The sequence below is a fragment of the Nocardia sp. NPDC050175 genome (genome assembly GCF_044459885.1).
Taxonomy (GTDB): domain Bacteria; phylum Actinomycetota; class Actinomycetes; order Mycobacteriales; family Mycobacteriaceae; genus Nocardia.
In genome coordinates, this window is record NZ_JBITJI010000006.1 from 561,141 (window position 1) to 582,319 (window position 21,179).

Here is a 21,179-nt window from a genome sequence, read left to right on the forward strand (position 1 = left end):
TATCGCCCAGGAACGTAACAGCAATCGACGCACCGGGCCCGACTCGAATCGATCGGCACACCGACTCCCGGCCTGGCGCTAGATATTCCGCAGTCCGCCGAAGAATCCGACGATCCTGCGGATTCGCCCCTCCCCCGAAACCTCCACGAAATCCACGCCATCCGGCAACGCCGTGCCATCCGCCCGCACCAGCCGCCACCCGAACCTGGCCATGCCGTGATGCGCATCGACGGCACTGACCCGCACCACCCGCATCCCGGGCTGCTGTGCGAACACCCCATCAATATGTGCCGCCAACTCCTCGACGCCGGCGGTGTGCACGGTCGGATCGGTATACGTCGCCCCGTCCGCCAACGCCGCAGCGAGAAACTTCCGCCGCCGCAATGGATCCGGATCACTCCAGCCCGCACAGTACGTATCGATCAGCGCATCGAGCGCACCATCTACCTCAGCCATTGCGCCATCCTCACAATCCGGCAACATCACTCAGTCTGCCTCAGTGATCATGGCACCGGGCACCGCTACGACAGCGCCTGCGACCCGACGAACTCCGCCGCTTCCTCCTCGGATTGCGCGGCGGGTGCTGAACCCCACATGTGTCGGCCGTTGGGTTCCTGCAGGAAGTAGACCGACACCGCGCCGACCACACCCGCGATGATCAAATAATAAGCGGGCCAGTTCAAATCGCCGGTCACGCCTACGAGTGCGCCGACCACCACCGAGGTGGTGCCTGCGAACAGCGATACCGCGACGTTGAACGCTACCGACAGACCTGCGCCACGCACCTTCGTCGGGAACAGCGAAGGCAGGGTGGACGGCATTGTCGCGCTGAAGCAGATCAGCGTCAGCCCCATCATCAGCAGGCCCACGAAGACGGCGAACGCATTGTCAGTGCGGACGAGCAGCACCATCGGGAACGCCAGCACGATCAGCGCCGCGATACCGGTCCAGATGATCGGTTTACGGCCGACCCGATCGGAGATCAGACCGATCACCGGAATGGTCAGCAGCGCAACGGCCATCACCGCGATCTGCAGCCACTGCGAGGTCGACGAGGATACCCCGCCGCCGGTCGCGTCCGGCACCGTCGAGGTGACATAGGTCGGCATGTAGGAGGTCAGCATGTAGTTGGGGACATTCCAGACCACGACCAGACCCATGCAGACCAGGACGTAGGGCCACAGCTTCGCCAGGATCTTGGCCTCATCGCCGGTCTTGTTCGATTTCTCGCGCTCCTCGGATTCCTTTTCCATGGCGGCGAAGGCCGGGGTGTCGGCCAAGCGCATGCGCAGGTAGACACCGACGAGACCGAGCGGCAGCGCGACGAAGAACGGCAATCGCCAGCCCCACGCCAGCAATTGGTCGTGGGTCAGTGTTGCGTCGGCGAGCGTGACGATCAGCGCGCCGAGGAGATATCCGGTGAACGTGCCGAATTCCAGCCAGCTGCCGAGGAATCCGCGCCGCCGGTCCGGCGCGTACTCGGCGATGAAGGTCATCGCGTTGCCGTATTCACCGCCGGTGGAGAAGCCCTGCAGCAACCGCGCGCACAGCAGCAGCATGGGCGCCCAGATGCCGATCGAGTTCTGGTCTGGGATGCAGCCGATGGCGAAGGTGCCCAGTGCCATCAGGATCATCGTGGTGGCCAGCACCCGGTTGCGGCCGATGCGGTCGGCCAGCGGGCCGAAGAACATCCCGCCGAACGGGCGGACCAGGAACGCGACCGCGAACAGGCCGAAGGTGGCGACCGTGCCCGCGGTGTCGCCCAGATGGGAGAAGAACACTTCTTTGATGGTCGGCTCGAAATAGGCGTAGACGCCGAAGTCGTACCACTCGGTGATGTTGCCGATGCTCGCCGCGCCGATCGCCCGCCGGATGATCGGCGGATCGGTGACGACAATGTCGTCGAGCGACCAACGCCTCGGACGTTCGCGTGGGGTCAGCACAGCCACAAAGACACAACCTCCTGGAGTTCACGATCCGCTACCGATCCACGGACCCACGGAACCCGCCGTGGAGATCGTGGCGCGGGTACCGCCGATCCGGGATAGAACGTCTCAGGCTAAGGCGACCGCAGACCGATCCACGGGTGACGCTCCGCAGTCCGACCGAGCACAAGCCCAGCGATCGCATACCAACCCCCGGGGCTGAGATCACAAGATCAAACTGAGTAAGGTGAGAACGTGCTGGTCAGGTGTGTAAAGGTCATCAGCCCCGTCGACGGATCGACCAGGGAAACACACCCGTCGATCCGGATAGGCGCCGAGTATCCCGTCCTCTCGATCAGCTCCACGAGTCGTGGACTGACTCTCCAAATCCTGACCGACGACGGTCCCAGCTACTGGAGCGGCGAGATGTTCGAAACCACATCCAACAAAATCCCGAGCAGCTGGGTGACACAACTATCCGACGGCAACCTGGACATCGGCCCCGAGGAATTCTTGCAGCCCGGGTTCTGGGAGTCCTATTTCGATGACGACCCCGCAGCGATTCGAACCTTCAATGCCGAGCTGGAAATCTGCAGCCGTGAAATCTAACCGGATCTGCCGGCGGTCGAGTGGGTGTGCGCCGCGCCGCCGCCGGACTTTGCCACCAGGCCGTACTCGATCGCCGTCGCATCGGGTGCGGCCGAACCGCTGGGGGACGATGCGACGCCCGTTCCCTCAATGTGGATCACACCGTTTTCGGCGACAGCTGGTCCGGCAGCGATCGCGACTCCTGCCGCGATCGCTGCCGTGAACACAGTGCCTACGATCATTCGTTTCATGGTTTCTCCCGTGATCGAAAACACTTCCCTCGTAACACGTTCGAGGCGTGATCCGGGTTCGACACAGTCAGACGGCGAGTAACAGCTTGCCGGTGTTCGCGCCGGTGAACAGCATCTCGAGTGCTCGACCGAACTCGGCGACCCCGCCCTCGACCACGTGCTCGCGGGTCTTGATCTTGCCCTCGGCCAGCCACTGCGAGATCTTTTCGATGGCCTCCCCATAGCGGTCGGCGTAGTCGAACACGACGAACCCCGTCATGGACGCCCGAAAGACAAGCAATGACATATAGCGCGACGGGCCGGGCGGTGGCTTGGCGGCGTTGTATGACGCGATCGCCCCGCTGAGGACGACCCGGGCACCCCTGCGCAGGTTGGCCAGTGCGGCATCGAGTATCTCCCCGCCCACATTGTCGAAGAAGACGTCGACGCCACCGGGCGCGAGTTCGCGCAGCCGCCGCAGCACATCCTCGCTGCGGTAATCGATCGCCAGGTCGAAGCCCAACTCCTCGACCAGCATGCGGCACTTCTCCGGACCGCCCGCGATGCCGATGACCTTGGCGCCCAACGCTTTTGCGATCTGCCCGGCGACACTGCCGACCGCACCGGCGGCCGCGGAGATCAGCACGGTCTCACCCGCCTGTACTTTTCCGATGTCGAGCAGGCCGAAATACGCTGTCATGCCGGTGATTCCGAGGGCGCCGAGCCACGTTGCCGCCGAGGCGACGTCGAGATCGACCCGCTGCACGCCGCTGCCGTCACTGATCGCGTACTCGGCGACACCGAACGTACCGCTGACCGTCTCCCCCACCGCCAAATCAGGATGGCTGGACTCGACCACGGTGCCGATATCCAGCGACCGCATGACCTCACCGATCCCGACCGGCGGAAGATACGACCGGACATCATTGAGCCAGCCACGCATCGCGGGGTCGATCGAGATGAGACCCACCTTCACCAGAATCTCGCCCGCCCCCACCGCGGGCAGCTCCTCGGTCACCACACTCCACGTGTCCGCATCGGGCAGTCCCTGCGGACGCTTGGCCAGCCGGACCTGTTTGGTCGTCGTCACAAATGCTCCCTCGCTGAAAGGAAATGGTGCTCACTCTAGTAGCGAACTCGGCCCCCACTTCCTGGGGCACGGTTCGCACCGCCTGGCGTTAACACTGTGACCGAAGGTGCTCGGAGCAGGGAGTTTTCGAGCAACGTTAAGGCGAACTGCGTTGATTCGCAGCCGATTACACAAATCCTTGTCGACGCGTGACGTAACGGGGACTGCCACACATCGATGTGCAGCTTGCATACCGAATGGTTGCAGTACCGAACTGGAGGGGATCTCATGCGGATCAAATCACTGCTCGTCGCCGGCTTCGCGGTGGGCGTCGCCATCACCGTCAGCGGTTGCGACACGACCGGGTCGGTACCCACCCCGGCGACCCGAACTCCGCTGCCTTCAGCGCAACCCGGGCAACCCACCCAACCCGGACAGCCGAACCAACCGGGGCAGCCCAATCAACCCGGGCCCGCGAGTCAGCCCGGCGGCAGTGTCCCCGAGCCCGGCGGCAGTATCCCCGAACCTCCCGCAGTGCCCGCGACCAGAACCGTCGTCGCAGACCCGCCGCCTCCCGCCGACACCACACCCGCGAAATGCGTGACCGCCCAACTTCGCCTGGACAAGGGAGTCGGCGGCCCGATAGGCGGGACCTGGTTCCTGAGATTCATCAACTCCAGCTCGCGAACCTGTGTCCTGCAAGGCTTCCCGGGCATCTCGCAAACCAACGGCCCCGCCGGCGACCCGGTAGGCGAGCCCGCCGTTCGGGACCAAGGCCCGCAGGCGCCCCAGCCAACGCCGGTCACGCTGACCCCAGGCGGGGCAGCACAATTCGAGTTCATCTCCTACCCCAAGCAGATCAACGAATGCGCCGCGCTGCGCACCAACACCCTGCGCGTCTACCCACCCGACAACACCGAATCACTGTCGCTGCCTTGGGATAACCTGATCTGCCCGAGCCCACAGCGCATGCTCGTCGTCCGGGCGATCACACCGCTGTAGGTGCTCTCCTGACATCCTCACTCGTGGAGCGCATCAACGTCCGCGAGAATTTGATCGGCCCGCCGCGGGATCACGCCGGTTCGATATTCAGATGGCAGGCGAGCTATTACTGCCTCCACCATCCGTCGAGCCGTCTCTCCGTCGCCGTCGTCTACCGTTGCGGCGGCCTCATCCAGACGTAACAGCTCTTGTCCAACCCGGTCCTCTTTGCTGAAAGGAAGCTCCAGGGCTTGTCGCCGGAACTCATCCGCGTCTGCTTTCACTCCCCTGCGGTCACACCAACCTGAGGATATCGCTGGGACCCACCGAAGACGAAGAGATGCGGCATCATTCAAGCAGAGCGTGCAGTTGCGGCAAATCCGACAACCACTGAACCCCGTCACCGCTCCCGCCGCCGTCCACGAGTCCATCCCGGTAGGCGCCGCCGCCACGCGGGTTCGATGCGATCAGCAGCCGGTGCCGTCACTCGGACACAGTCAGTACGCGAGGTGGTCTCGTGATCGCGCAAAAATAGGTACCCCAACACAGTCGCCGCCGCCGAAGCCGCAGAGGCCGCGATCAACAACGTATTCAGTCCGCTGGCGGTGCCGTCTCGGATCGCGTGTTCGACCAGCGGCCGCACGTCCAGCGGGCTGTTGGCTGCGGCGAGCAGGCCGGCGCCATCGCCAGTCGCCGCGGCGATCGTGTGAACAGTCGCGGAATCGAACCGGCCCGTGTGCTGGAGCCGGTCAGCGGTGACGTCGGTGGTCCGGGCGACAATAGTGCACCGAACGAGGCCACTCCGGCAGCAACGCCAGCCTGTTTGAACGAGTTGAGAGCTCCGGCAGCCATACCGCTTCGTTCAGCAGGCACCGCCGAGAGCGCGATTTCGTTGGTCACTGTTGATGTCAGGCCCAACCCAACCGCGGCGAGGAGGAGACCGGGAATCAGCACCGCCCACGAGCAACACGAAATCCCGGTTGTGCCGCAGCGGAACGAGATCGGGCTGTTCGATACGCATTCGGTCAGCTCAGTGCGCGGGCGCGGGCTCGTCGAATGCGGCTTCGTCGATCGTGACCAGGCTCATGACCCGTCCTCCCTCTTCGAACAGAACCTGACGGTCGTGCAGTCGACCGAGCCGGTCCGCGAGTAGCGCCGGGTCCAGGTCCAGCTCCGCGGCCACCCGGTCCGGACGGGCCGGTGCGGACAGCCGCCACAGGATACGGGCGGCCGCGGAAGGCAACCACATCCAGGTCTAGCTGCCCCCGGTCGAGCCGGGGCGTTGGTTACTACCGCTCGGGGCGTTGTTGCTGTTGCTCGGTGGGGAGTTCGGGGTTCGTGATGTATTCGGTGATTTCGGGGCGCTGGTCGACGGGGTCGATGACTCCGGCACGGTCGTCGATGGTGTCGATGACTCCGGTGCGCTGGTCGATGGTGCCGGACTGGTGGTCGTCTGCCGTTTTGTGGTGTCGGTGCTGGTCGGCGGGGTTGTGGTCGTCGGCACCCGGGTCTGGCTGGGCGGAACGTTTTCGTCGCCGCCCGTCGGGGGCTTGTCGGGCTGGCCACCCCCGACGCCACTCCATATGTGGCCGACGGTGGTGACCTCGTCGCCCGAGATCGACTTCCCGGTGACGCCCTCGAAGCCGGTGATCGCCAGGATCGCGATGACGAAACCCACCACGCTGGTGCCGATGATCAACGGCCAGTGCAGGCTGTACCGGCGACGTGCCTGCTGTTCACCGGTCTCGGCACCCTTGACCGGCGATTCAGGATTCAGCCGGGGAATGAATACGGTGGGTACCTCGTCGACGGGCCGTCCGGCGTTGGCTCCCGGCGCTCTGTGGTGCGCGGGTTGCCGCTGCTGCCACTGAGGTCGGTAACCGGCTCCTGGACGCATGTCGTTCCTGAGCCCCGCCCGGTTCTGCATGGTCGGCTGGTAGCTGACCGTTCGCGGTCCGGACGCCTGCTGCGGTTGCTGAACCTGCCCAGCCTGCTCCCGAGTGCTCGAGTCGGCCAGTGCCAGCGCCGCCGCCGTGGTGCGCTGCGCCGCCGCCTTGGTCTTGCTCAGTGAGCGGAGGTACAGCTCACCGCCCACCGTGGAGACCACGCTCGCGATCCCGGCACCCGCCACGGTGCCGGCCACTCCCAGCGTCGATCCCAGAAAAGCGGCAGTAACCGCCGCCAGCGCTGCCGCGGTGACCTGCGACGGTTTGATGCCGCCTTTTTCCTCAGGGGTGCCGTCCTTCTCTTCGCTCATCATCCCGATCTGCTCGCATTGTCACCGCTTCGATTCCGCCACGGTACAAGCCGCGCGGACCGCACCGTTCGCCGCCGGGACTACTTGTGACACAACGCATCTCAGTGCCTTAACTCGCATGAAGTCGACCTAACAATTACCAACAATTCCGGCTTCCGCCCGGGCGCCGGAGCTGAACGATATCGGCAACGGTTGGGCCGCACGGCTTCCCAGAACATGGCATGGCGATGCGATCGCCGCGGCGGGTGCGTGGCACGTAGACGATCGCCCGCGTGAGCGCCGCGACGACAGGTTGCACCCGCGCCCAGGACACTCGGCTTGCTGCCGCACTTGCCTCGAAAACGACAGTCGACGTTGATCTTCCGGCGACGGGCGGCAGTCCCGGCAGCACCTTCGCAGGTAGCCGCCGTCCGTCGCGTGTGGTCACCCACTCCGAGATGCACCTGCCTCAGCAGGAGCCACTGCCGCTGCCTCCGGTGCCGGGAGCGCCGGCGACCAGGCCCACGCCGCCGTTGCCACCGTGACCGCAAGCACCGAGCACCCCGGTGCCGGTCTTGGCACCGCCGTTGCCGCCGTCGCCGCCTGCTCCGCCGGTACCCAGCACCCCGGCACCGCCGTTGCCGCCGCGTGCGGCCGCGCCACCGTTGTTCGTTGCGCCGGAGGCGTTGCCGCCGTTGCCCGCACGCCCGCCTGCGCCACCGGTATCGACGGCACGAGCGACACCGCCGAGGCCACCTGCCCCGCCGGCCGCACCCGCACTACCCGAGCCGCCGGTAGCGCCCGCGCCGCCGTTGCCGCCCGCGCCACCGGCTCCGCCGGAGCCACCGATCGGTCCGCCCAGCCCGCCGATGCCACCGGACCCGCCTATGCCCGCAACGCCTAGTCCACCACTTCCGCCATTGCCGCCCGCGCCACCGGCTCCCCCGCCGTAGCCGACACCCCCGTTGCCGCCATTCCCACCCGGACAGTTCATCGCACCGGAGCTGCCGTTACCACCGGCACCACCCGCCGGGTTGGCGGCGGTACCCGGGGCGCCGTTGGCGCCATTGATGGTGACGCAGGCGTCCGCGAATGCCGGTGGCGCCACGGCCATCATCGTCCCCGTGGTCAGGACGAGGCCGCCTAGAAGCGCGGCGATGCGGGTGCGTGTACTGAGAGTCGTGTTCATATTCGTACTCCATCTTGCTGAAGAGCGATGCGGCCGATGTATCGACATGGAGGAATGTGAATACGCCTCGCGCCACGACGTATTCACCGGCTCATCGATTAATCGACAAGTCAATTACTTCGCCGTCTTCGTCAGCGTCAGACAATTTGATAAAAGATGGACGTTATTGCCCGTGACAGCTTCGACAAGTCCACGCACTCCGTTGCCGACCAGGGCCTTTCGGGCGGTCGTTTGGGCGGAGTTGATGCACAGAAATGCCTCGCTACGATATCGAAGCACTGACACACTCGGGCAATCACCCATACTTCGACTCAGCTGCCAGCAATGGAAGGATTGACGATATTACCGGGCTGGAGCAGCGAACTCAGCCTACGCTCCTCAGGCACTGATTACTACGCAACAAATAACTCGATCAGGGGGTAGATGTGGCAACGCCAACCGTCCCGACCCGCGATGGCAGCGACCCGTTCGGGACTGCCATCAATACCGCACGGAAACGTTCTGCGCCGACCCTGGCGGGGGTAATATAGTTCTGCTATCAGCTCGACCGCCGCCCGGCGTTCGATGTCGCCGCCTGGAAGCGTGTTCGACTCGGCCCAGCTGTACCGGATCGGAACTGGGCGTAGGACTCACGAAAGCTGTTGGGGCCATGGATATCTCCGGTTCAGCGTCGTGACTGCCGTTGAGCCGTCGCGGTTCTTCGCGGCAATGGCGACAGTGCCGGATGGCGTTGGCGGGGCGGAACGGATATGCCAGGCCTGCCTGCGGGTGCTGCCGTTTCAGCGGGCGGCGATCGCGGTGAATATCGAGGACACCGGGTGGGAAGTGTTGTGCGCCAGCGACTCTGTCGCCGAGCGGATCGAAGGGTTGCAAGCGACAGTCAGTGCAGGACCCGGCATCGAGGCGGCGATCAGCGGTATGCCCGTGTTCATCGACGACTTCGCCGTGATCCATCGACGTTGGCCGTTACTCGGTGCAGCACTGGGCCTTTCGGATCGCGGTGCGATGTACGCGCTGCCCTTGCAGGTCGGTGCGGCGCGGGTGGGGGTACTGGATCTGTATCGCGATGAACCAGGACGGTTGGAACCCGCGGAGTGCGCGGCGGCGTCTTCGGTGGCGAGGGTGGTCACGATGATCCTGCTCGGGGACGGCCGTGCCGAGGGGAACGGCTCGGAGGTGGTTTTGGGGTCTTGGTGGGAATCGGCGCCTCGCGGTCAGGAAATCCATCAAGCCAGCGGAATGGTCGCCGTCCAGCTCACGGTTTCGGTGCGGCACGCGTATGCGCGGCTGCAGGCGCACGCGTTCGCCGGCGACCGCACGCTGGCCGATGTCGCCCACGATGTGGTGACGCGCCAGTTGCGGTTCGATCCGGCTGCCGGGGAGGCTTGACGAGACACCATCGTGCAGCACACCCCGCCGACTATCTGCCGGAATTCTCGCAGAACACAGCATGATGAACAGGGAGGATCTGATGACGGAGCGAGAAGGTCCGTTGGTGAAGGCGTTCGTGGAATTGGCGGACACCCTCGTCGCGGACTACGACGTGATCGAACTGGCACAGCGACTGGTCGACGACTGCGTGCGACTGTTGGCGATCGATGCCGCGGGCATCCTGCTGCGCGCGCCGGAAGGTGGATTGCAGGTGCTGGCCTCGACCAGCGAGCAGACCAGGCTGCTGGAGCTGTTTCAGGTGCAATCCGAAGCTGGTCCGTGTCTGCAGGCCTTCGGCGTCGGAGAAGTCGTTGTGGTCGATGATCTTTCGGAGCAGGTGGACCGATGGCCCGCGTTCGCACAGCGGGCGCTCGCCGAGGGGTTTCACGCAGTATGCGCGATACCGATGCGGTTGCGCGACGAGCGAATCGGCGCGCTGAATCTGTTCTCCACCGCCATCGGCACGTTGTCGGCGCCAGACCTGACGGTCGGGCAGGCCTTGGCCGACGTGGCTACGATCGGGATCCTGCACCAGCGTGTGGTGACCCGCACCGAAGTGGTCACCCAGCAACTTCAGCTGGCGTTGAACACCCGAATCATCATCGAACAGGCCAAAGGCGTGCTCTCCGAACGCGGCGGACTGAACATGGACGACGCTTTCAAGCAGTTGCGGACCTACGCACGCAGCAACAACCTGCGCCTGTCCGACTTCGCTCGTGGCATTGTCGATGGCACCGCCGATGCGGGCATGGTGATCGACCGACCGGCACCGTAACTCCGTCGGGACGCGAATCATGTTGACGCGCAGCGACTATCATCGGACGATGACGCCGGTAGGGCATGGCGGTCGCGTGCCGGGCGAGGCTGGTTCCGGTCACACCGCACGACCGCGCGGTGTGACCGGGTCGGTTCGTCGATCGGCTTGCTACTCAGCCGTGTGCACCGGCCGCACATCCGGAGCCCGCGCCCGGTAATCCACCGTTGCCGCCGCCGAGGGAGCCGTGTCCGCCGTTGCCACCGTTGCCGCAACTACCCGCGGTACCGGCGCCGGTCCGAGTACCTGAGGCGCCGCCGGTACCGCCGTCGCCGCCATGGCCGGTGGTAGCGGTACCGCCATTGCCGCCGGTTCCGCCGTTGCCGCCGTTGTTGGAGGCGCCGGTTGCCGCACCGCCTGCGCCGCCGATTCCGCCGATACCGCCTTGGCCGGCATTGGCCGCTCCGCCTGCCCCGGCCGCACCGCCGGCCGCACCGGGTCCGCCAACGGCAGCTCCGCCGCCGCCTGCCCCGCCGACACCACCCTTACCTCCAGGGCCCGAGGCGCCGGATCCGCCGATACCGCCTGCTCCACCTACTCCCCCGAGGGATCCAGCGCTCGCGCCGAGGCCACCCGCGCCACCGGCCCCGCCGGCGCCACCGATTCCCAGAAGGACGGCCGCGCCCCCGTTGCCGCCGCGGCCGCCGGGGCAGCCCAGGCCGCCCGCCCCGCCGGGCTGGCCGGGCTGACCGCTCGGGCTGAGTGACGTGCCCGCGGCGCCGTTGGCACCATCGAGGTTTGGGCAGACGGCAAATGCGGGTGGGGCCACGGCGATCATGGCGCCTGCGCTGAGTACGAGGCCGCCCAGGAGGGCGGCGGCGCGTGTTCGGGTGGTGCGAATTGTGGTCATGGTGCTACTCCATTTGGTTGAGGCTTCGCGTTCTGCATTCCGCCGCGAAATTCGGCGTTTCAGGAGATGCCGGATCAGCAGGAGCCACTGCCGCTACCAGCGATACCCGGGGCGCCGGCGTTCAGGCCGGTGCCGCCCGCCCCGCCTGCACCGCAATGCCCGAGGGTGCCGGTGCCGGTCTTGGCACCGCCGTTGCCTCCGCCACCGCCTGCGCCGCCGGTCCCCAGCGGACTAGCTCCGCCGTGACCGCCGTTCGCCGCGGCCCCGCCGTTGTTGTTGACCCCGGAGGCGCCGCCACCAGCGCCGCCACGTCCACCTTTACCGCCGGTATCCGGCTTTTGGGCGTCGCCGCCGATCCCACCGGCTCCGCCGGGAGCACCGCCGCTGCCTGCGACAGCACCCGCGCCGCCTGCGCCACCGTCACCGCCCGCGCCACCGGATCCTGCGGTGGGTCCGCCGAGTCCGCCGTTGCCGCCGACCCCGCCGGTACCCATGAGGCCGAGTCCGCCGACTCCGCCGTTACCCCCTGCGCCACCGGCTCCGCCGCCGTAGCCTGCGCCGCCGTTACCGCCGTTGCCGCCTGGACAGTTGACGGTGCCGGAGCTGCCGTTGAGCCCCGAATTGCCGGCCGGGTGCGAAGCCGTACCCGCCGCGCCGTTGGCGCCGTTGATGGGTGAGCAGGCGGCGAATGCCGGTGGGGCTATTGCGATCATGGTGCCTGCGCTGAGTACGAGACCGCCCAGCAGAGCGGCGACGCGTGTTCGGGTGGTGCGAGATACGGTCATGATGGTGCTCCAATTGCTGATGCGCTGATGTCGGCGTACCGGCACCGGCTGGGTGTGCGCGCTTTCTGGTGCCGCGACGAAATGGCCGGCATTTCGGGGAAACCTCCGATTCGACATGAAGGAGTATGCGAATACACCGCGCTATAGCGTATTCACTGGCTTGTCGAGTCGTCTCCGTCAACGTTGCAGGAGAACGGAATTCGTCATGGGATGTCGTTCGCTGATGTTCAGCACTGTCCTGCCGGATGCGGACACACCACACTCCCGGCGGCGACCTCTTCGAGCGGAAACACTGAATGCCCGGAGAGATGGAGCACTGATATTTGCAAATTAGCCACCCATGCTCGAACTCCTCTGACGGCAGCGAAAACAAGCCTGATATGGCCGAGGTCTGGGGCGGTGAACTCAGCCTACGCTACTCCACAGGTAATTACTATCAAGTCCATTCCCGCACAGCCACTTCCACGGCCCGTATCACGAATTCCATGTGGAAGCAAATAGTTTCATACCAGCCGATGCGCGGCGACCTGTTCAGAAAATATATGAGAGGTGTTTTACCTGGCTCTGGATTTGCAATGAAGACACCGGGCCGAGCTAGCGAGTTTCACCATCGCGCTCAACACCATCACCGAGCGTTGTGCGGTTAATATTAACTGGACAAGATTCCGATACGCTCGCACCATGGATGATGGGCTGGGTGACTTGTTGCATCGCGTGGTGTTTTTGCTCGGTGAGGCCACCCGGCGGCGCACGGAAGGCTCGGACGGGTTGAGTTACAGCCAGATGCGGCTGCTCGGCATGGTGGAAGAGAACGAGCCGATGACCCAGCACCAACTGGCGCAAGCGCTTTCGGTGTCCGACCCGGCGATCAGCCGGGCCCTGCGCCCGCTGGAAGCAGCCGGACTCATCCAGGTCAACCCCGACCCCGAGCACGGACGACGACGACTGGTCGGCACCACCGAAGCCGGCCGCAACGCGTTCCACGCCAGTGGTAAGCCGCTCTACGACGAACTACGCAACGCGTTGCTCGCAGCCGACTTCCCGTACGAGCGCTACCTGCGCGACACCGTCATGCTGGCCGAATTCCTCGAGCCAAACCGCTAGCCGCATCCATTCGTTCCGGCGATGAGCCCGGCCCGCACGGACGGCGACTGCGCGACCTCGGGCACTCCAAGGTCAGAAACCCCGGAAGATGCCGTCGTCGTCGGCCGCACCGGCGAACTCGTCCCAGTCCATGTTGGCGAGGGAGATGTTGTTTTCGATCGACCACAGTTCCTCGGCGATGACTCGCAGCTGCTCGGTTCCCTCTTCGCTGCGGTAGATGCCGAGCAACGGCTGTTCGGGGGAGGTGATCGCGAGCTTGTCAGCAACGATGAGCAGCGAATGGGGGGCGAGCAGCACCGCGAGCTGCTCGGCGCTCACGTCACGATAGGCGGGATCATCCACAAGGTGCAGGTTCGCCAGAAAGTCGTCTTCGTTCGGTGTCGTCACTGCCGTCCGCAACGCTTCCCAGCCCTCGTGATCGGAGAAGTCAGTGCGGATCAGGAGAGTTTCATCGGACTGCGGCAAGCTCTTCATGCCGAGCATCCTTTCATTTGTGCTGCCCCCACGGCGCCGAAGTCGTTGCGGTTCCGGTTATTTCGCTGAGTACCCGGGCGTGCGCGACACCCTGTTCTGATCGGCTCATGTCAATCGGTGTCCAATCGCCGAGCCGCATCCCACAGCAGCGCACCAAAGTTCTCGTAACGATCATCATCAGGACTGCTGCCGTCGCCGGTTAACCACTCGTACGCGGCCCACTCACCGTCCTGCGCGGCGCCGTCGGGGTGCAGCAGCCAGCACACGCCGGGCCCGCCATCGTCTTGTGCGATCAACAAGCTCCGCTCGAGGATCGAGCGATTAGTGTCGTCAATTGCGGAGCTCCAGGCCTCCACGAGCTCGGGGTCGCGTTCGGGAAGCCCTAGTGGCCCGCGCCCGGGCCGCCGCCGCCAGGGTTGCCGCCGCCAGGGCCGCCGCCGCCAGGGTTGCCCCCACCGCCCGGATTACCGACGCTGCCGCGCGGGCTGCCCTCGTCGTCCGAATTGGCGACGCTGCCGCGCGGGCTGCCCTCGCCGCCCGGGTAGTCCATCAGGGCGATACCGGAGTTCAGGGATTGCGCGACGGTCGATGTAGGGGATACCGGCTGGGCGGCGGCCACGGTGGGGGCTGCCAGCGCGAGGGCTGCCGCTCCGGCGATTCCCGCAGCGGCAATGCTGCGGCGAACGGTGAGCAGGTGCATCGAATCTCCCGATCCAGGACGACGATTCGTCCTTGCTGTCCGGGCCGCGACCGTCCGGTCGGGCCACCCTCGGAGGCTAACAAAAAGTGTGCGTGCTTGTCCTGCGGCGTAATCCGGGAGAAAGGTTGTGTCACACGGGATTACAGCGCGATTATGTCGATCACACGGACGTAACCTGTACCGAGATCGGTGATTGCCGTAACGGCCTGCGGGCTGCTCAACCGGCCATCATCGCAGCGACAGGAAGCCGAGGTGTTTCATCACCTACTCCTCCTCACGATTTCGAACGTCGGCAACGACTATCTGCCACCACCTTCGCTCATTGGGCACACGCCAACGCCGCCCGCTTCGTCACTGATTGACACGGACTCCTCGCGACGCGGAAATGTGGGTGTCAGACCGTCTGTACTGAGCAGGCGATCGGGTGTGTGAGCGTGTGAAGGCCCTGGTGAATGCGGGAACCGACAGGTAGCCCACATCATGCGCGACGCACTGGGAGGTAGGTAAAGGGGAGGACCATGCTCCCCGGAACGGCAACCGCGGCTGATCACAGCCCGACCCGCGAAAGCTGTACCGGCACCTCACCGCGATGCCCACTGCCACCCGGGCGCGCTCCGCCTGGCGGTGGCACGCATCTTCGACTGGCTCGACGACACGATCTGACTTGCGCTGCACCGGCGGATCGAAGTCGAGCACCCCGTGCGACAGGGCATCGCGGACCTGCCGGTCACGATAGCTTGACGCGATCTGAGTTCAGCGAGTAGAACTTAGATCGCACTTGACGAACTAAGTTCGTTTCGATGTCGTGGAGGTGAGCGATGCGAGTTTCCATCCAGATGGTCAGCGAAACAGCCAGAGCCGCAACGACTTCGACGCCACGGAGGTAGTGCGAATGATTGCCGGAACCAAGGCCGCGACATCGGAACTCGAGCCCGCCATCCGTGATGCGAGCACATCTTGACTAGTTAATATTAACCATGCAACACTACTGGGCGTCGACTTCGGTCTGCGACCAACGATCAGAGTTCGTTTCGAAATTGTGGAGGTGTGTGATGCGAGTTTCCGTTGTCGGAGCCGGTCTGGGAGGTCTGGCCCTCGCGCAGGGTCTGCGTGGTGCCGGGATCGAGGCAGCTGTGTTCGAGCGCGACCCGGGGATCGTCGCGCGATTCCAGGGTTACCGCCTCGTACTGAACCCGATCGGTTTCCAGGCGGTGCGCGACTGCCTGCCGGAACGCTGGCACCCGCTGCTGGACCAGATCGTCATGGACGCCTCCGCCGAGCAGCTGATCCTGGACCCGCAGCTCAACGAGATCGGTAAGCTCGGCGCGGGCCGGACCGGCATCGTCGTCGACCGCCAAGTACTCCGACACCTGTTGCTGACCGGGCTCACCGTGCACACCGACGCCGCGCTCACCGGCTACGACGTGCTGACCGACGGCACTGTCCAAGCCCAATTCGCCCGCCGCGACCCGGCCACCACCGACCTGCTCGTCGGCGCGGACGGCGTCACCTCCGCGGTCCGCGGGGTCCTCTCGCCGCAGACCACCCCGACCGACACCGGTGTCCGGTTCGTCATCGGCCGCACCCCACTGACCGAGCAGTTCGCCAGCCTGTCCAAGGCCTACGGCTCCAAGATCGCCGGCGACGGCGTCAGCCTGCTGCTGGGCGCGATGCTCTTCCCCACCCCGCCCAAGCAAGCCGCCCAACAACTAGCCCCCGAAGTCACGCTGCCCGACATCGGTGATTACGTGCGCTGGGCCATGATCCTGCCGCCGAACGGCTCGCTGGACGGTCTGACCGCGCAGGACGCCGTGCTGTCCAGAATGCAAGGCTGGCACCCAGACCTGCGTGCACTGATCGAACAAGCCGACCCCGACAACAGCACCCTGCTGTCCATCCGAGTGGTCAAACCCGGAAAGCGTTGGACCCCAGGCCCGGTCACACTCCTCGGCGACGCCATCCACGCCACCTCCCCCACCGGCGGCAACGGCGCCAACACCGCACTACGCGACGCCGATCTGCTGCGCCGCAGCCTGATCGAAGCTGACGAAGGCCGCCAAGACCTGCTCAACGCGGTCGACGACTACGAACGACAGATGTTCGAGTACGGCACCGAAGCCGTGCAAAGCAGCCTCGACAAACTACCCGCCTTCGCCCCGACGGCGAAACTGTCCTGACGCCGCGGCGAAGTCGTCGAAGCTCCACTCCACAAGATCCAAAAGGTGTGAACTCATGTGGGAAGAGGTTGTGCTGTCACCGAAGGCTGCGCATCGGGTCGCGGTCTTGAGCTTCGATGGCATCGGAATGTTCGAGGTGGCGGTGGCGATGCAGTTCTTCGCCACCGCGAACGATCTCGCCGGCACCGAACTCTACGAGGTCGCCGTGGCCGGGCCGCCCGGTCCGACCCGCACGCGGACCGGGGGGGCCACCAGCTATGCGCTGCTCCCGGACCGGTCGCTGGCATGGGCCGAGTCGGCACACACCATCGTCGTGCCCGCTGCCCCAAGGGTCTACGCCCCACCGCCGGAAGTCGCCGCGGCCATGCTGCGCGCGCGAGCCAACGGCGCTCGGATCGTCGGGCTGTGCCTGGGCAGTTTCCTCGTAGCCGCAACCGGTTTGCTCGACGGCCATCAAGCCACGACCCACTGGCATTGGGCAGAGCGACTCGCCGCTGACCATCCGAAGATTCACGTCCACCCCGAGCGCCTGTTCGTCGCCGACGGCGGGATTTTCACCTCCGGTGGCGGTACCGCGGCGATGGACCTGCTGCTGCATCTGATCGACCGTGATCACGGCTCGGCGCTCGCGACCGAGGTCGCCCGGTTCCTGGTCGCACCGATCCGACGCGACGGGGACCAAGCCCAACGCCCTGGCTGGGCCGTTCCCGCGCAGACCAGCTCGCTGGCCGACACCTTGTACTGGGCCGAAGACCACCTCGCCGAGACCTTGACCGTCGCCATGCTCGCCCAGCACGCCGGGATGAGCGTGCGCACCTTCGCCCGGCACTGCCGCGACGCACTGGGTATCCCCCCGATCGAATGGCTGCACCGAGTCCGGCTACGACGGGCCCAAGAGTTGCTGCAACGCACCACCTGGACCGTGCAACGCATCGCCGAAGCCAGCGGTTTCGGCTCCGAATCGGCCTTGCGCTACCACTTCACCAGACTTGTCGAGCTGACCCCAGGCGAGTACCGCAGCCAATTCGGCGCGGCACGGGGCAAGCGGCCCGTGACCGAACGTGTGGTGGCTTGAAGTTCCACAGCTGTGGCCGATAGCAGCCAGCTGCGGGGCGTTCTCTGGCCGATGGCCAGGCCCCTTTCGTGCGCGCGGGCCTTTCAGGGTTTCGCCGACAGGCCATCCCTGTCTGCCTTTCCGCCGACCTCAAACGGGAAAATGTAACTTTCACATCAAGTCCGATATCCCCGGGTGGTCGCGGCGTAGCTGGTCGATGAAGTGCCGGGTTGCTGGGGTGCGGTCGCTGGGGTTGGGTGCGGCGAATTGGATGTGCCGCTGAAGTCCCGGGTCTTCGATGGTCGTGATTCGGAGACGGGGTGTGCGCGCGGCCGCCTGTTGCGCCAAGCCCGCTGGGACGAAACCTATTCCGGCTCCGGCCAGGACCAGTTCGAGGAAAAGTTCCCAGGTGTTGACCTCGCAGTGCGACTGGCGGACAACTCCGGCCGCGGTGAGGGCGGCGTCGATAGTGACGCGCACTGACCAGTCGACGCCGACGTCCACGAAACGCTCGTCGGCGAGATCGGTGAGGTAGACAACGCCGGTGTCGGCGAGGCGGTGGTCATCGCGGATCAGCAGTACCAGTGCTTCGGTGGCCAGAGTGGTGAGCCGCACGTGTGGAGTGGCGGTGGGCACCGCGGTGACGAAGGCGCAGTCCAGTTCGCCCGCGCCGATCATGCGCAGCATGTCCAGCACCGGGGCCTGCGTCAGGTGGATGTCGACGGCGGGGTGCTGTGCCGCGAATTCGGCCACCTGGTCGGCGACGCGAACGACGTGCAGAGCCGAGCCGACGACGCCGATGCGGAGCCGACCGGTGAGCACGTTCTGAATGTCGTGCACGGCTTCGCCCGCGCTCTGGGCCGCCAGCAGTGTCCGGCGGGCCGGTTCTATCAGGGCCGCGCCCGCCGGTGTGAGTCGCACGGGCCGGGTGCCGCGGGCGTAGAGCTCGGCATCGAGTTCGCGCTCGAGCGCCCGTATCGAGTTCGACAGCCCGGACTGCACGATGTGTTCGCGTTCGGCCGCGGCGGTGAAGCTCCGCAGTTCGGCGAGCGCCACGAAATGGCGAAGCTGTCGAAGCTCCACGCGGTCATCTCCTCAGCAGATGGAAGGTATCTGTTCCTAATGTCCCACAGATATTGATGGCGCTATGTCGTCTGCCTAGCCTGGGATGTGGCGCCGAAACCAACTCCGTGTCCTTCGATCGAGCGAGGTCTGCATGCACAACTCCCGAGTCCTCATCGTCGGTGCCGGTATCGCCGGCACCACCCTGGCGTATTGGCTTGCCCGGCGCGGGTTTTCGCCGACGGTCATCGAGCGCGCCGACACGATACGCACCGGCGGTCAGGCGATCGACCTGCACGGCAAAGCCTTACACGTGGTGACGCAGATGGGCCTGCTCGAACAGGTCCGCGCCGCCGAAACCGATATCCAGGGAATGGATTTCGTCGACGCGACCGGCAAGGCACTGGCGCGGACCACCGCGTTCACCCTGACCGGGGGACCCATGGGCGCAGACGATATCGAGCTGATGCGCTCCGATCTGGTGAATATCTTGCTGGCCGAGAGTCGTCACGGTGCCGAGTACATCTTCGGTGACCGTCTGGTCGACCTGGTCGACACCGGCTCCGGCGTCTCGGTGACCTTCGGCAGCGGTACCGTCCGAGAATTCGACCTGGTGCTCGGCGCCGACGGATTGCGTTCCACCACACGCCGACTCGCCTTCGACCCCGACAGCTATCGCATCCACCGCCTCGGCAGGTACATCGCCATCGGCGCGATCCCGAACTTCCTCGGCTACGACCGCTGGGAGACGTTCTACTCCGGCGGACCGGATCGCCGCCTGTGCTACTTCTCCGGCCGCTCGGCGACGCGAGTGATGTTCACCAAGAACGCCCCCGGCCTCGACATCGACCACAGTGACGACAGCGACCTGCGGCAGCTGCTCCGACAGGATTTCGCCGGCGACGGCTGGCAGACACCCCGGCTGCTCGACGAGATCACCGGCACATCGGATTTCTACTTCGACGATCTGCGACAGGTGTACATGGACCGCTGGCACCGCGGCCGGGTCGCCCTGGTCGGCGACGCAAGTCATTGCGCGTCCCCGGCCTCCGGCTTGGGCACCTCGATGGCCATCGTCGGCGCATACGTGCTCGCCGGCGAACTCCAAGCGGCACAAGGCGATTACTCCAACGCCTTCACCCGATACGAACAGCGCATGCGCCCCTTCGTCGCCGCCTGCCAGACCCGCGCCCGCGCCGGCGGCAATCTCTACATCAGCCCCGCCAAGTTCTGGCTGCAACGGCAACAGATCCGCCTGTCCAACGTCTCCGTAATCCGAAAGGCGATGGCCCACAAGGCCGCCGGCGACAAAGCGCGCATCGCCGATGCGATCGAGGTTCCGGCCTACTGATGGTGGCGCGGACGTACCCGGGCCTGGCACCGCTGTGCAAGTTCGTCTGACTGGTTTTGAGCATGCGCGGTGCAGGACCGCGTCCTGGTTCCGATCCAAAGGAGTGCACTCATGTGTGAGGTTGTTCTGCCACCGGACACCACCGCGCACCGGGTCGCGGTCCTGAGTTTCGATGGTGTCGGGACGTTCGAGGTGGCGTTGGCGGTGCGGGTCTTCGCCACGGCGAACGATCTCGCGGGCACCGAACTCTACGAGGTCGCTGTGGCCGGACCGGACAGGCCGACCCACACCCGGACCGGGGGCGCCACCAGCTATGCGCTGCTCCCGGACCGGTCGCTGGCATGGGCCGAGTCGGCACACACCATCGTCGTGCCCGCCGCCCCAAGGATTTACGACCCGCCGCCGGAGGTCGCCGCGGCCATGCTGCGTGCGCGAGCCAACGGTGCCCGCATCGTCGGGCTCTGTCTGGGCAGTTTCCTCGTGGCCGCGACCGGGCTCCTCGATGGTCGTCAAGCGACCACCCATTGGCACTGGGCAGAGCAGCTCGCCGCTGACCATCCGAAGATTCACGTCCATCCCGAGCGCCTGTTCGTCGCCGACGGTGAAATCTTCACCTCCGGTGGCGGCACCGCGGCAATGGACCTGCTCCTGCATCTGATCGACCGTGATCACGGCTCGGCGCTCGCGACCGAGGTCGCCCGGTTCCTGGTCGCACCGATCCGACGCGACGGTGACCAAGCCCAACGCGCGGGCTGGGCCGTTCCCGAACAGACCCGATCCCTGGTCGACACGTTGTATTGGGCCGAAGACCATCTCGCCGAGGCACTCACCGTGACCATGCTCGCCCAGCACGCCGGGATGAGCGTGCGCACCTTCGCCCGGCACTGCCGCGACGCGCTGGGTATCCCCCCGATCGAATGGCTGCACCGAGTCCGGCTACGACGGGCCCAAGAGTTGCTGCAACGCACCACCTGGACCGTGCAACGCATCGCCGAAGCCAGCGGTTTCGGCTCCGAATCGGCCTTGCGCTACCACTTCACCAGACTTGTCGAGCTGACCCCGGGCGAGTACCGCAGCCAATTCGGCGCAGCGCGGGGTAAGCGGCCCGCGACGGAACGCGTGGTGGCTTGAAGTTCCACATCCGTGGCCGATAGCTGAT

General features: G+C 65.7%; 22 protein-coding genes. 9 read left to right on the top strand and 13 right to left on the bottom strand.

The genetic code is table 11. From position 1 onward, the window contains the following. Positions 1-78: 78 nt before the first annotated feature. Complete coding sequence (locus tag ACIBK2_RS23570) at positions 79-456, bottom strand: nuclear transport factor 2 family protein (protein WP_396969791.1); 378 nt, start codon at positions 454-456, stop codon at positions 79-81. Positions 457-521: 65 nt separating this feature from the next. Then, positions 522-1,949 carry an MFS transporter gene (locus tag ACIBK2_RS23575; RefSeq protein ID WP_396969793.1) on the bottom strand — a complete coding sequence of 476 codons (1,428 nt, stop codon included), beginning with the start codon at positions 1,947-1,949 and terminating at the stop codon, positions 522-524. 231 nt (positions 1,950-2,180) lie between these two features. Here ACIBK2_RS23575 and ACIBK2_RS23580 point away from each other — a divergent pair, with 231 nt between their 5' ends. Then, positions 2,181-2,534, top strand: a complete 354-nt coding sequence (locus ACIBK2_RS23580) for a hypothetical protein (RefSeq protein ID WP_396969795.1) — start codon at positions 2,181-2,183, stop codon at positions 2,532-2,534. Here ACIBK2_RS23580 and ACIBK2_RS23585 read toward each other — a convergent pair. Next, a complete protein-coding gene (locus ACIBK2_RS23585) occupies positions 2,531-2,755 on the bottom strand; it encodes a hypothetical protein (RefSeq protein WP_396969797.1) in 225 nt (74 codons plus the stop codon). The two genes, ACIBK2_RS23580 and ACIBK2_RS23585, sit on opposite strands and share 4 nt — an antisense overlap. Positions 2,756-2,831: 76 nt before the next feature. Further along, entirely contained in the window at positions 2,832-3,833 is a 1,002-nt protein-coding gene (locus ACIBK2_RS23590) for an NADP-dependent oxidoreductase (protein ID WP_396969799.1), read from the bottom strand. A gap of 267 nt (positions 3,834-4,100) precedes the next feature. Between ACIBK2_RS23590 and ACIBK2_RS23595 the strand changes: the two genes are divergently transcribed. After that, a complete protein-coding gene (locus tag ACIBK2_RS23595; protein WP_396969801.1) occupies positions 4,101-4,814 on the top strand; it encodes a DUF4232 domain-containing protein in 714 nt (237 codons plus the stop codon). A gap of 1,009 nt (positions 4,815-5,823) precedes the next feature. Here the strand turns inward: ACIBK2_RS23595 and ACIBK2_RS23600 are convergent. The 3 genes from ACIBK2_RS23600 to ACIBK2_RS23610 form a co-directional block, all read right to left on the bottom strand. Then, positions 5,824-6,042: a hypothetical protein gene (locus ACIBK2_RS23600; protein WP_396969803.1), complete on the bottom strand. Its 219-nt coding sequence runs from the start codon at positions 6,040-6,042 to the stop codon at positions 5,824-5,826. Between the two features lie 6 nt (positions 6,043-6,048). Continuing rightward, the gene (locus ACIBK2_RS23605; RefSeq protein WP_396969805.1) at positions 6,049-7,053 is read right to left on the bottom strand and encodes a hypothetical protein; all 1,005 of its coding nucleotides are present in this window, start codon (positions 7,051-7,053) and stop codon (positions 6,049-6,051) included. Between the two features lie 445 nt (positions 7,054-7,498). Further along, positions 7,499-8,218 carry a hypothetical protein gene (locus tag ACIBK2_RS23610; RefSeq protein WP_396969806.1) on the bottom strand — a complete coding sequence of 240 codons (720 nt, stop codon included), beginning with the start codon at positions 8,216-8,218 and terminating at the stop codon, positions 7,499-7,501. Positions 8,219-8,890: 672 nt separating this feature from the next. On the opposite strand from ACIBK2_RS23610, the gene ACIBK2_RS23615 reads away from it, so the two are divergent. Both ACIBK2_RS23615 and ACIBK2_RS23620 read left to right on the top strand, forming a co-directional pair. Continuing rightward, positions 8,891-9,607: a GAF and ANTAR domain-containing protein gene (locus ACIBK2_RS23615; protein ID WP_396969808.1), complete on the top strand. Its 717-nt coding sequence runs from the start codon at positions 8,891-8,893 to the stop codon at positions 9,605-9,607. Positions 9,608-9,689: 82 nt separating this feature from the next. Then, positions 9,690-10,424, top strand: coding sequence for a GAF and ANTAR domain-containing protein (locus ACIBK2_RS23620; protein ID WP_396969810.1), 735 nt, complete (start codon positions 9,690-9,692; stop codon positions 10,422-10,424). Between the two features lie 154 nt (positions 10,425-10,578). On the opposite strand, the gene ACIBK2_RS23625 is transcribed toward ACIBK2_RS23620, so the two are convergent. Together ACIBK2_RS23625 and ACIBK2_RS23630 are read right to left on the bottom strand one after the other, a co-directional pair. Beyond that, positions 10,579-11,313 carry a hypothetical protein gene (locus ACIBK2_RS23625; protein WP_396969812.1) on the bottom strand — a complete coding sequence of 245 codons (735 nt, stop codon included), beginning with the start codon at positions 11,311-11,313 and terminating at the stop codon, positions 10,579-10,581. 74 nt (positions 11,314-11,387) lie between these two features. Next, positions 11,388-12,098, bottom strand: coding sequence for a hypothetical protein (locus ACIBK2_RS23630; RefSeq protein WP_396969814.1), 711 nt, complete (start codon positions 12,096-12,098; stop codon positions 11,388-11,390). Positions 12,099-12,779: 681 nt separating this feature from the next. On the opposite strand from ACIBK2_RS23630, the gene ACIBK2_RS23635 reads away from it, so the two are divergent. Next, positions 12,780-13,202 (top strand): MarR family winged helix-turn-helix transcriptional regulator, encoded by a 423-nt coding sequence (locus ACIBK2_RS23635; protein ID WP_396969815.1) that lies wholly within the window; start codon positions 12,780-12,782, stop codon positions 13,200-13,202. 72 nt (positions 13,203-13,274) lie between these two features. Here the strand turns inward: ACIBK2_RS23635 and ACIBK2_RS23640 are convergent, their stop codons facing one another. The 3 genes from ACIBK2_RS23640 to ACIBK2_RS23650 all read right to left on the bottom strand — a co-directional run bounded on the left by ACIBK2_RS23640 (position 13,275) and on the right by ACIBK2_RS23650 (position 14,376). Next, positions 13,275-13,676, bottom strand: coding sequence for a DUF6924 domain-containing protein (locus ACIBK2_RS23640; protein WP_396969817.1), 402 nt, complete (start codon positions 13,674-13,676; stop codon positions 13,275-13,277). 110 nt (positions 13,677-13,786) lie between these two features. Beyond that, entirely contained in the window at positions 13,787-14,032 is a 246-nt protein-coding gene (locus tag ACIBK2_RS23645) for a hypothetical protein (protein WP_396969819.1), read from the bottom strand. 26 nt (positions 14,033-14,058) lie between these two features. Beyond that, positions 14,059-14,376: a hypothetical protein gene (locus ACIBK2_RS23650; RefSeq protein ID WP_396969821.1), complete on the bottom strand. Its 318-nt coding sequence runs from the start codon at positions 14,374-14,376 to the stop codon at positions 14,059-14,061. 1,052 nt (positions 14,377-15,428) lie between these two features. Here ACIBK2_RS23650 and ACIBK2_RS23655 point away from each other — a divergent pair. Beyond that, entirely contained in the window at positions 15,429-16,553 is a 1,125-nt protein-coding gene (locus ACIBK2_RS23655) for an FAD-dependent oxidoreductase (protein WP_396969822.1), read from the top strand. 55 nt (positions 16,554-16,608) lie between these two features. Continuing rightward, positions 16,609-17,628, top strand: coding sequence for a GlxA family transcriptional regulator (locus ACIBK2_RS23660; RefSeq protein WP_396969824.1), 1,020 nt, complete (start codon positions 16,609-16,611; stop codon positions 17,626-17,628). Between the two features lie 150 nt (positions 17,629-17,778). Here ACIBK2_RS23660 and ACIBK2_RS23665 read toward each other — a convergent pair whose 3' ends face one another. After that, positions 17,779-18,690, bottom strand: a complete 912-nt coding sequence (locus ACIBK2_RS23665) for a LysR family transcriptional regulator (RefSeq protein ID WP_396969826.1) — start codon at positions 18,688-18,690, stop codon at positions 17,779-17,781. A gap of 133 nt (positions 18,691-18,823) precedes the next feature. Between ACIBK2_RS23665 and ACIBK2_RS23670 the strand changes: the two genes are divergently transcribed. Together ACIBK2_RS23670 and ACIBK2_RS23675 are read left to right on the top strand one after the other, a co-directional pair. Beyond that, a complete protein-coding gene (locus ACIBK2_RS23670; protein WP_396969828.1) occupies positions 18,824-20,020 on the top strand; it encodes an FAD-dependent oxidoreductase in 1,197 nt (398 codons plus the stop codon). A gap of 111 nt (positions 20,021-20,131) precedes the next feature. Next, complete coding sequence (locus ACIBK2_RS23675; protein WP_396969830.1) at positions 20,132-21,151, top strand: GlxA family transcriptional regulator; 1,020 nt, start codon at positions 20,132-20,134, stop codon at positions 21,149-21,151. Positions 21,152-21,179: the final 28 nt, after the last annotated feature.

Coding starts and splice junctions, on each gene's coding strand:
- ACIBK2_RS23570 (WP_396969791.1), bottom strand. CDS start 456: ATGGCTGAGGTAGATGGTGCGCTCGATGCGCTGATCGATACGTACTGT.
- ACIBK2_RS23585 (WP_396969797.1), bottom strand. CDS start 2,755: ATGATCGTAGGCACTGTGTTCACGGCAGCGATCGCGGCAGGAGTCGCG.
- ACIBK2_RS23595 (WP_396969801.1), top strand. CDS start 4,101: ATGCGGATCAAATCACTGCTCGTCGCCGGCTTCGCGGTGGGCGTCGCC.
- ACIBK2_RS23600 (WP_396969803.1), bottom strand. CDS start 6,042: ATGTGGTTGCCTTCCGCGGCCGCCCGTATCCTGTGGCGGCTGTCCGCA.
- ACIBK2_RS23605 (WP_396969805.1), bottom strand. CDS start 7,053: ATGATGAGCGAAGAGAAGGACGGCACCCCTGAGGAAAAAGGCGGCATC.
- ACIBK2_RS23610 (WP_396969806.1), bottom strand. CDS start 8,218: ATGAACACGACTCTCAGTACACGCACCCGCATCGCCGCGCTTCTAGGC.
- ACIBK2_RS23620 (WP_396969810.1), top strand. CDS start 9,690: ATGACGGAGCGAGAAGGTCCGTTGGTGAAGGCGTTCGTGGAATTGGCG.
- ACIBK2_RS23625 (WP_396969812.1), bottom strand. CDS start 11,313: ATGACCACAATTCGCACCACCCGAACACGCGCCGCCGCCCTCCTGGGC.
- ACIBK2_RS23630 (WP_396969814.1), bottom strand. CDS start 12,098: ATGACCGTATCTCGCACCACCCGAACACGCGTCGCCGCTCTGCTGGGC.
- ACIBK2_RS23635 (WP_396969815.1), top strand. CDS start 12,780: ATGGATGATGGGCTGGGTGACTTGTTGCATCGCGTGGTGTTTTTGCTC.
- ACIBK2_RS23640 (WP_396969817.1), bottom strand. CDS start 13,676: ATGAAGAGCTTGCCGCAGTCCGATGAAACTCTCCTGATCCGCACTGAC.
- ACIBK2_RS23650 (WP_396969821.1), bottom strand. CDS start 14,376: ATGCACCTGCTCACCGTTCGCCGCAGCATTGCCGCTGCGGGAATCGCC.
- ACIBK2_RS23655 (WP_396969822.1), top strand. CDS start 15,429: ATGCGAGTTTCCGTTGTCGGAGCCGGTCTGGGAGGTCTGGCCCTCGCG.
- ACIBK2_RS23660 (WP_396969824.1), top strand. CDS start 16,609: ATGTGGGAAGAGGTTGTGCTGTCACCGAAGGCTGCGCATCGGGTCGCG.
- ACIBK2_RS23670 (WP_396969828.1), top strand. CDS start 18,824: ATGCACAACTCCCGAGTCCTCATCGTCGGTGCCGGTATCGCCGGCACC.
- ACIBK2_RS23675 (WP_396969830.1), top strand. CDS start 20,132: ATGTGTGAGGTTGTTCTGCCACCGGACACCACCGCGCACCGGGTCGCG.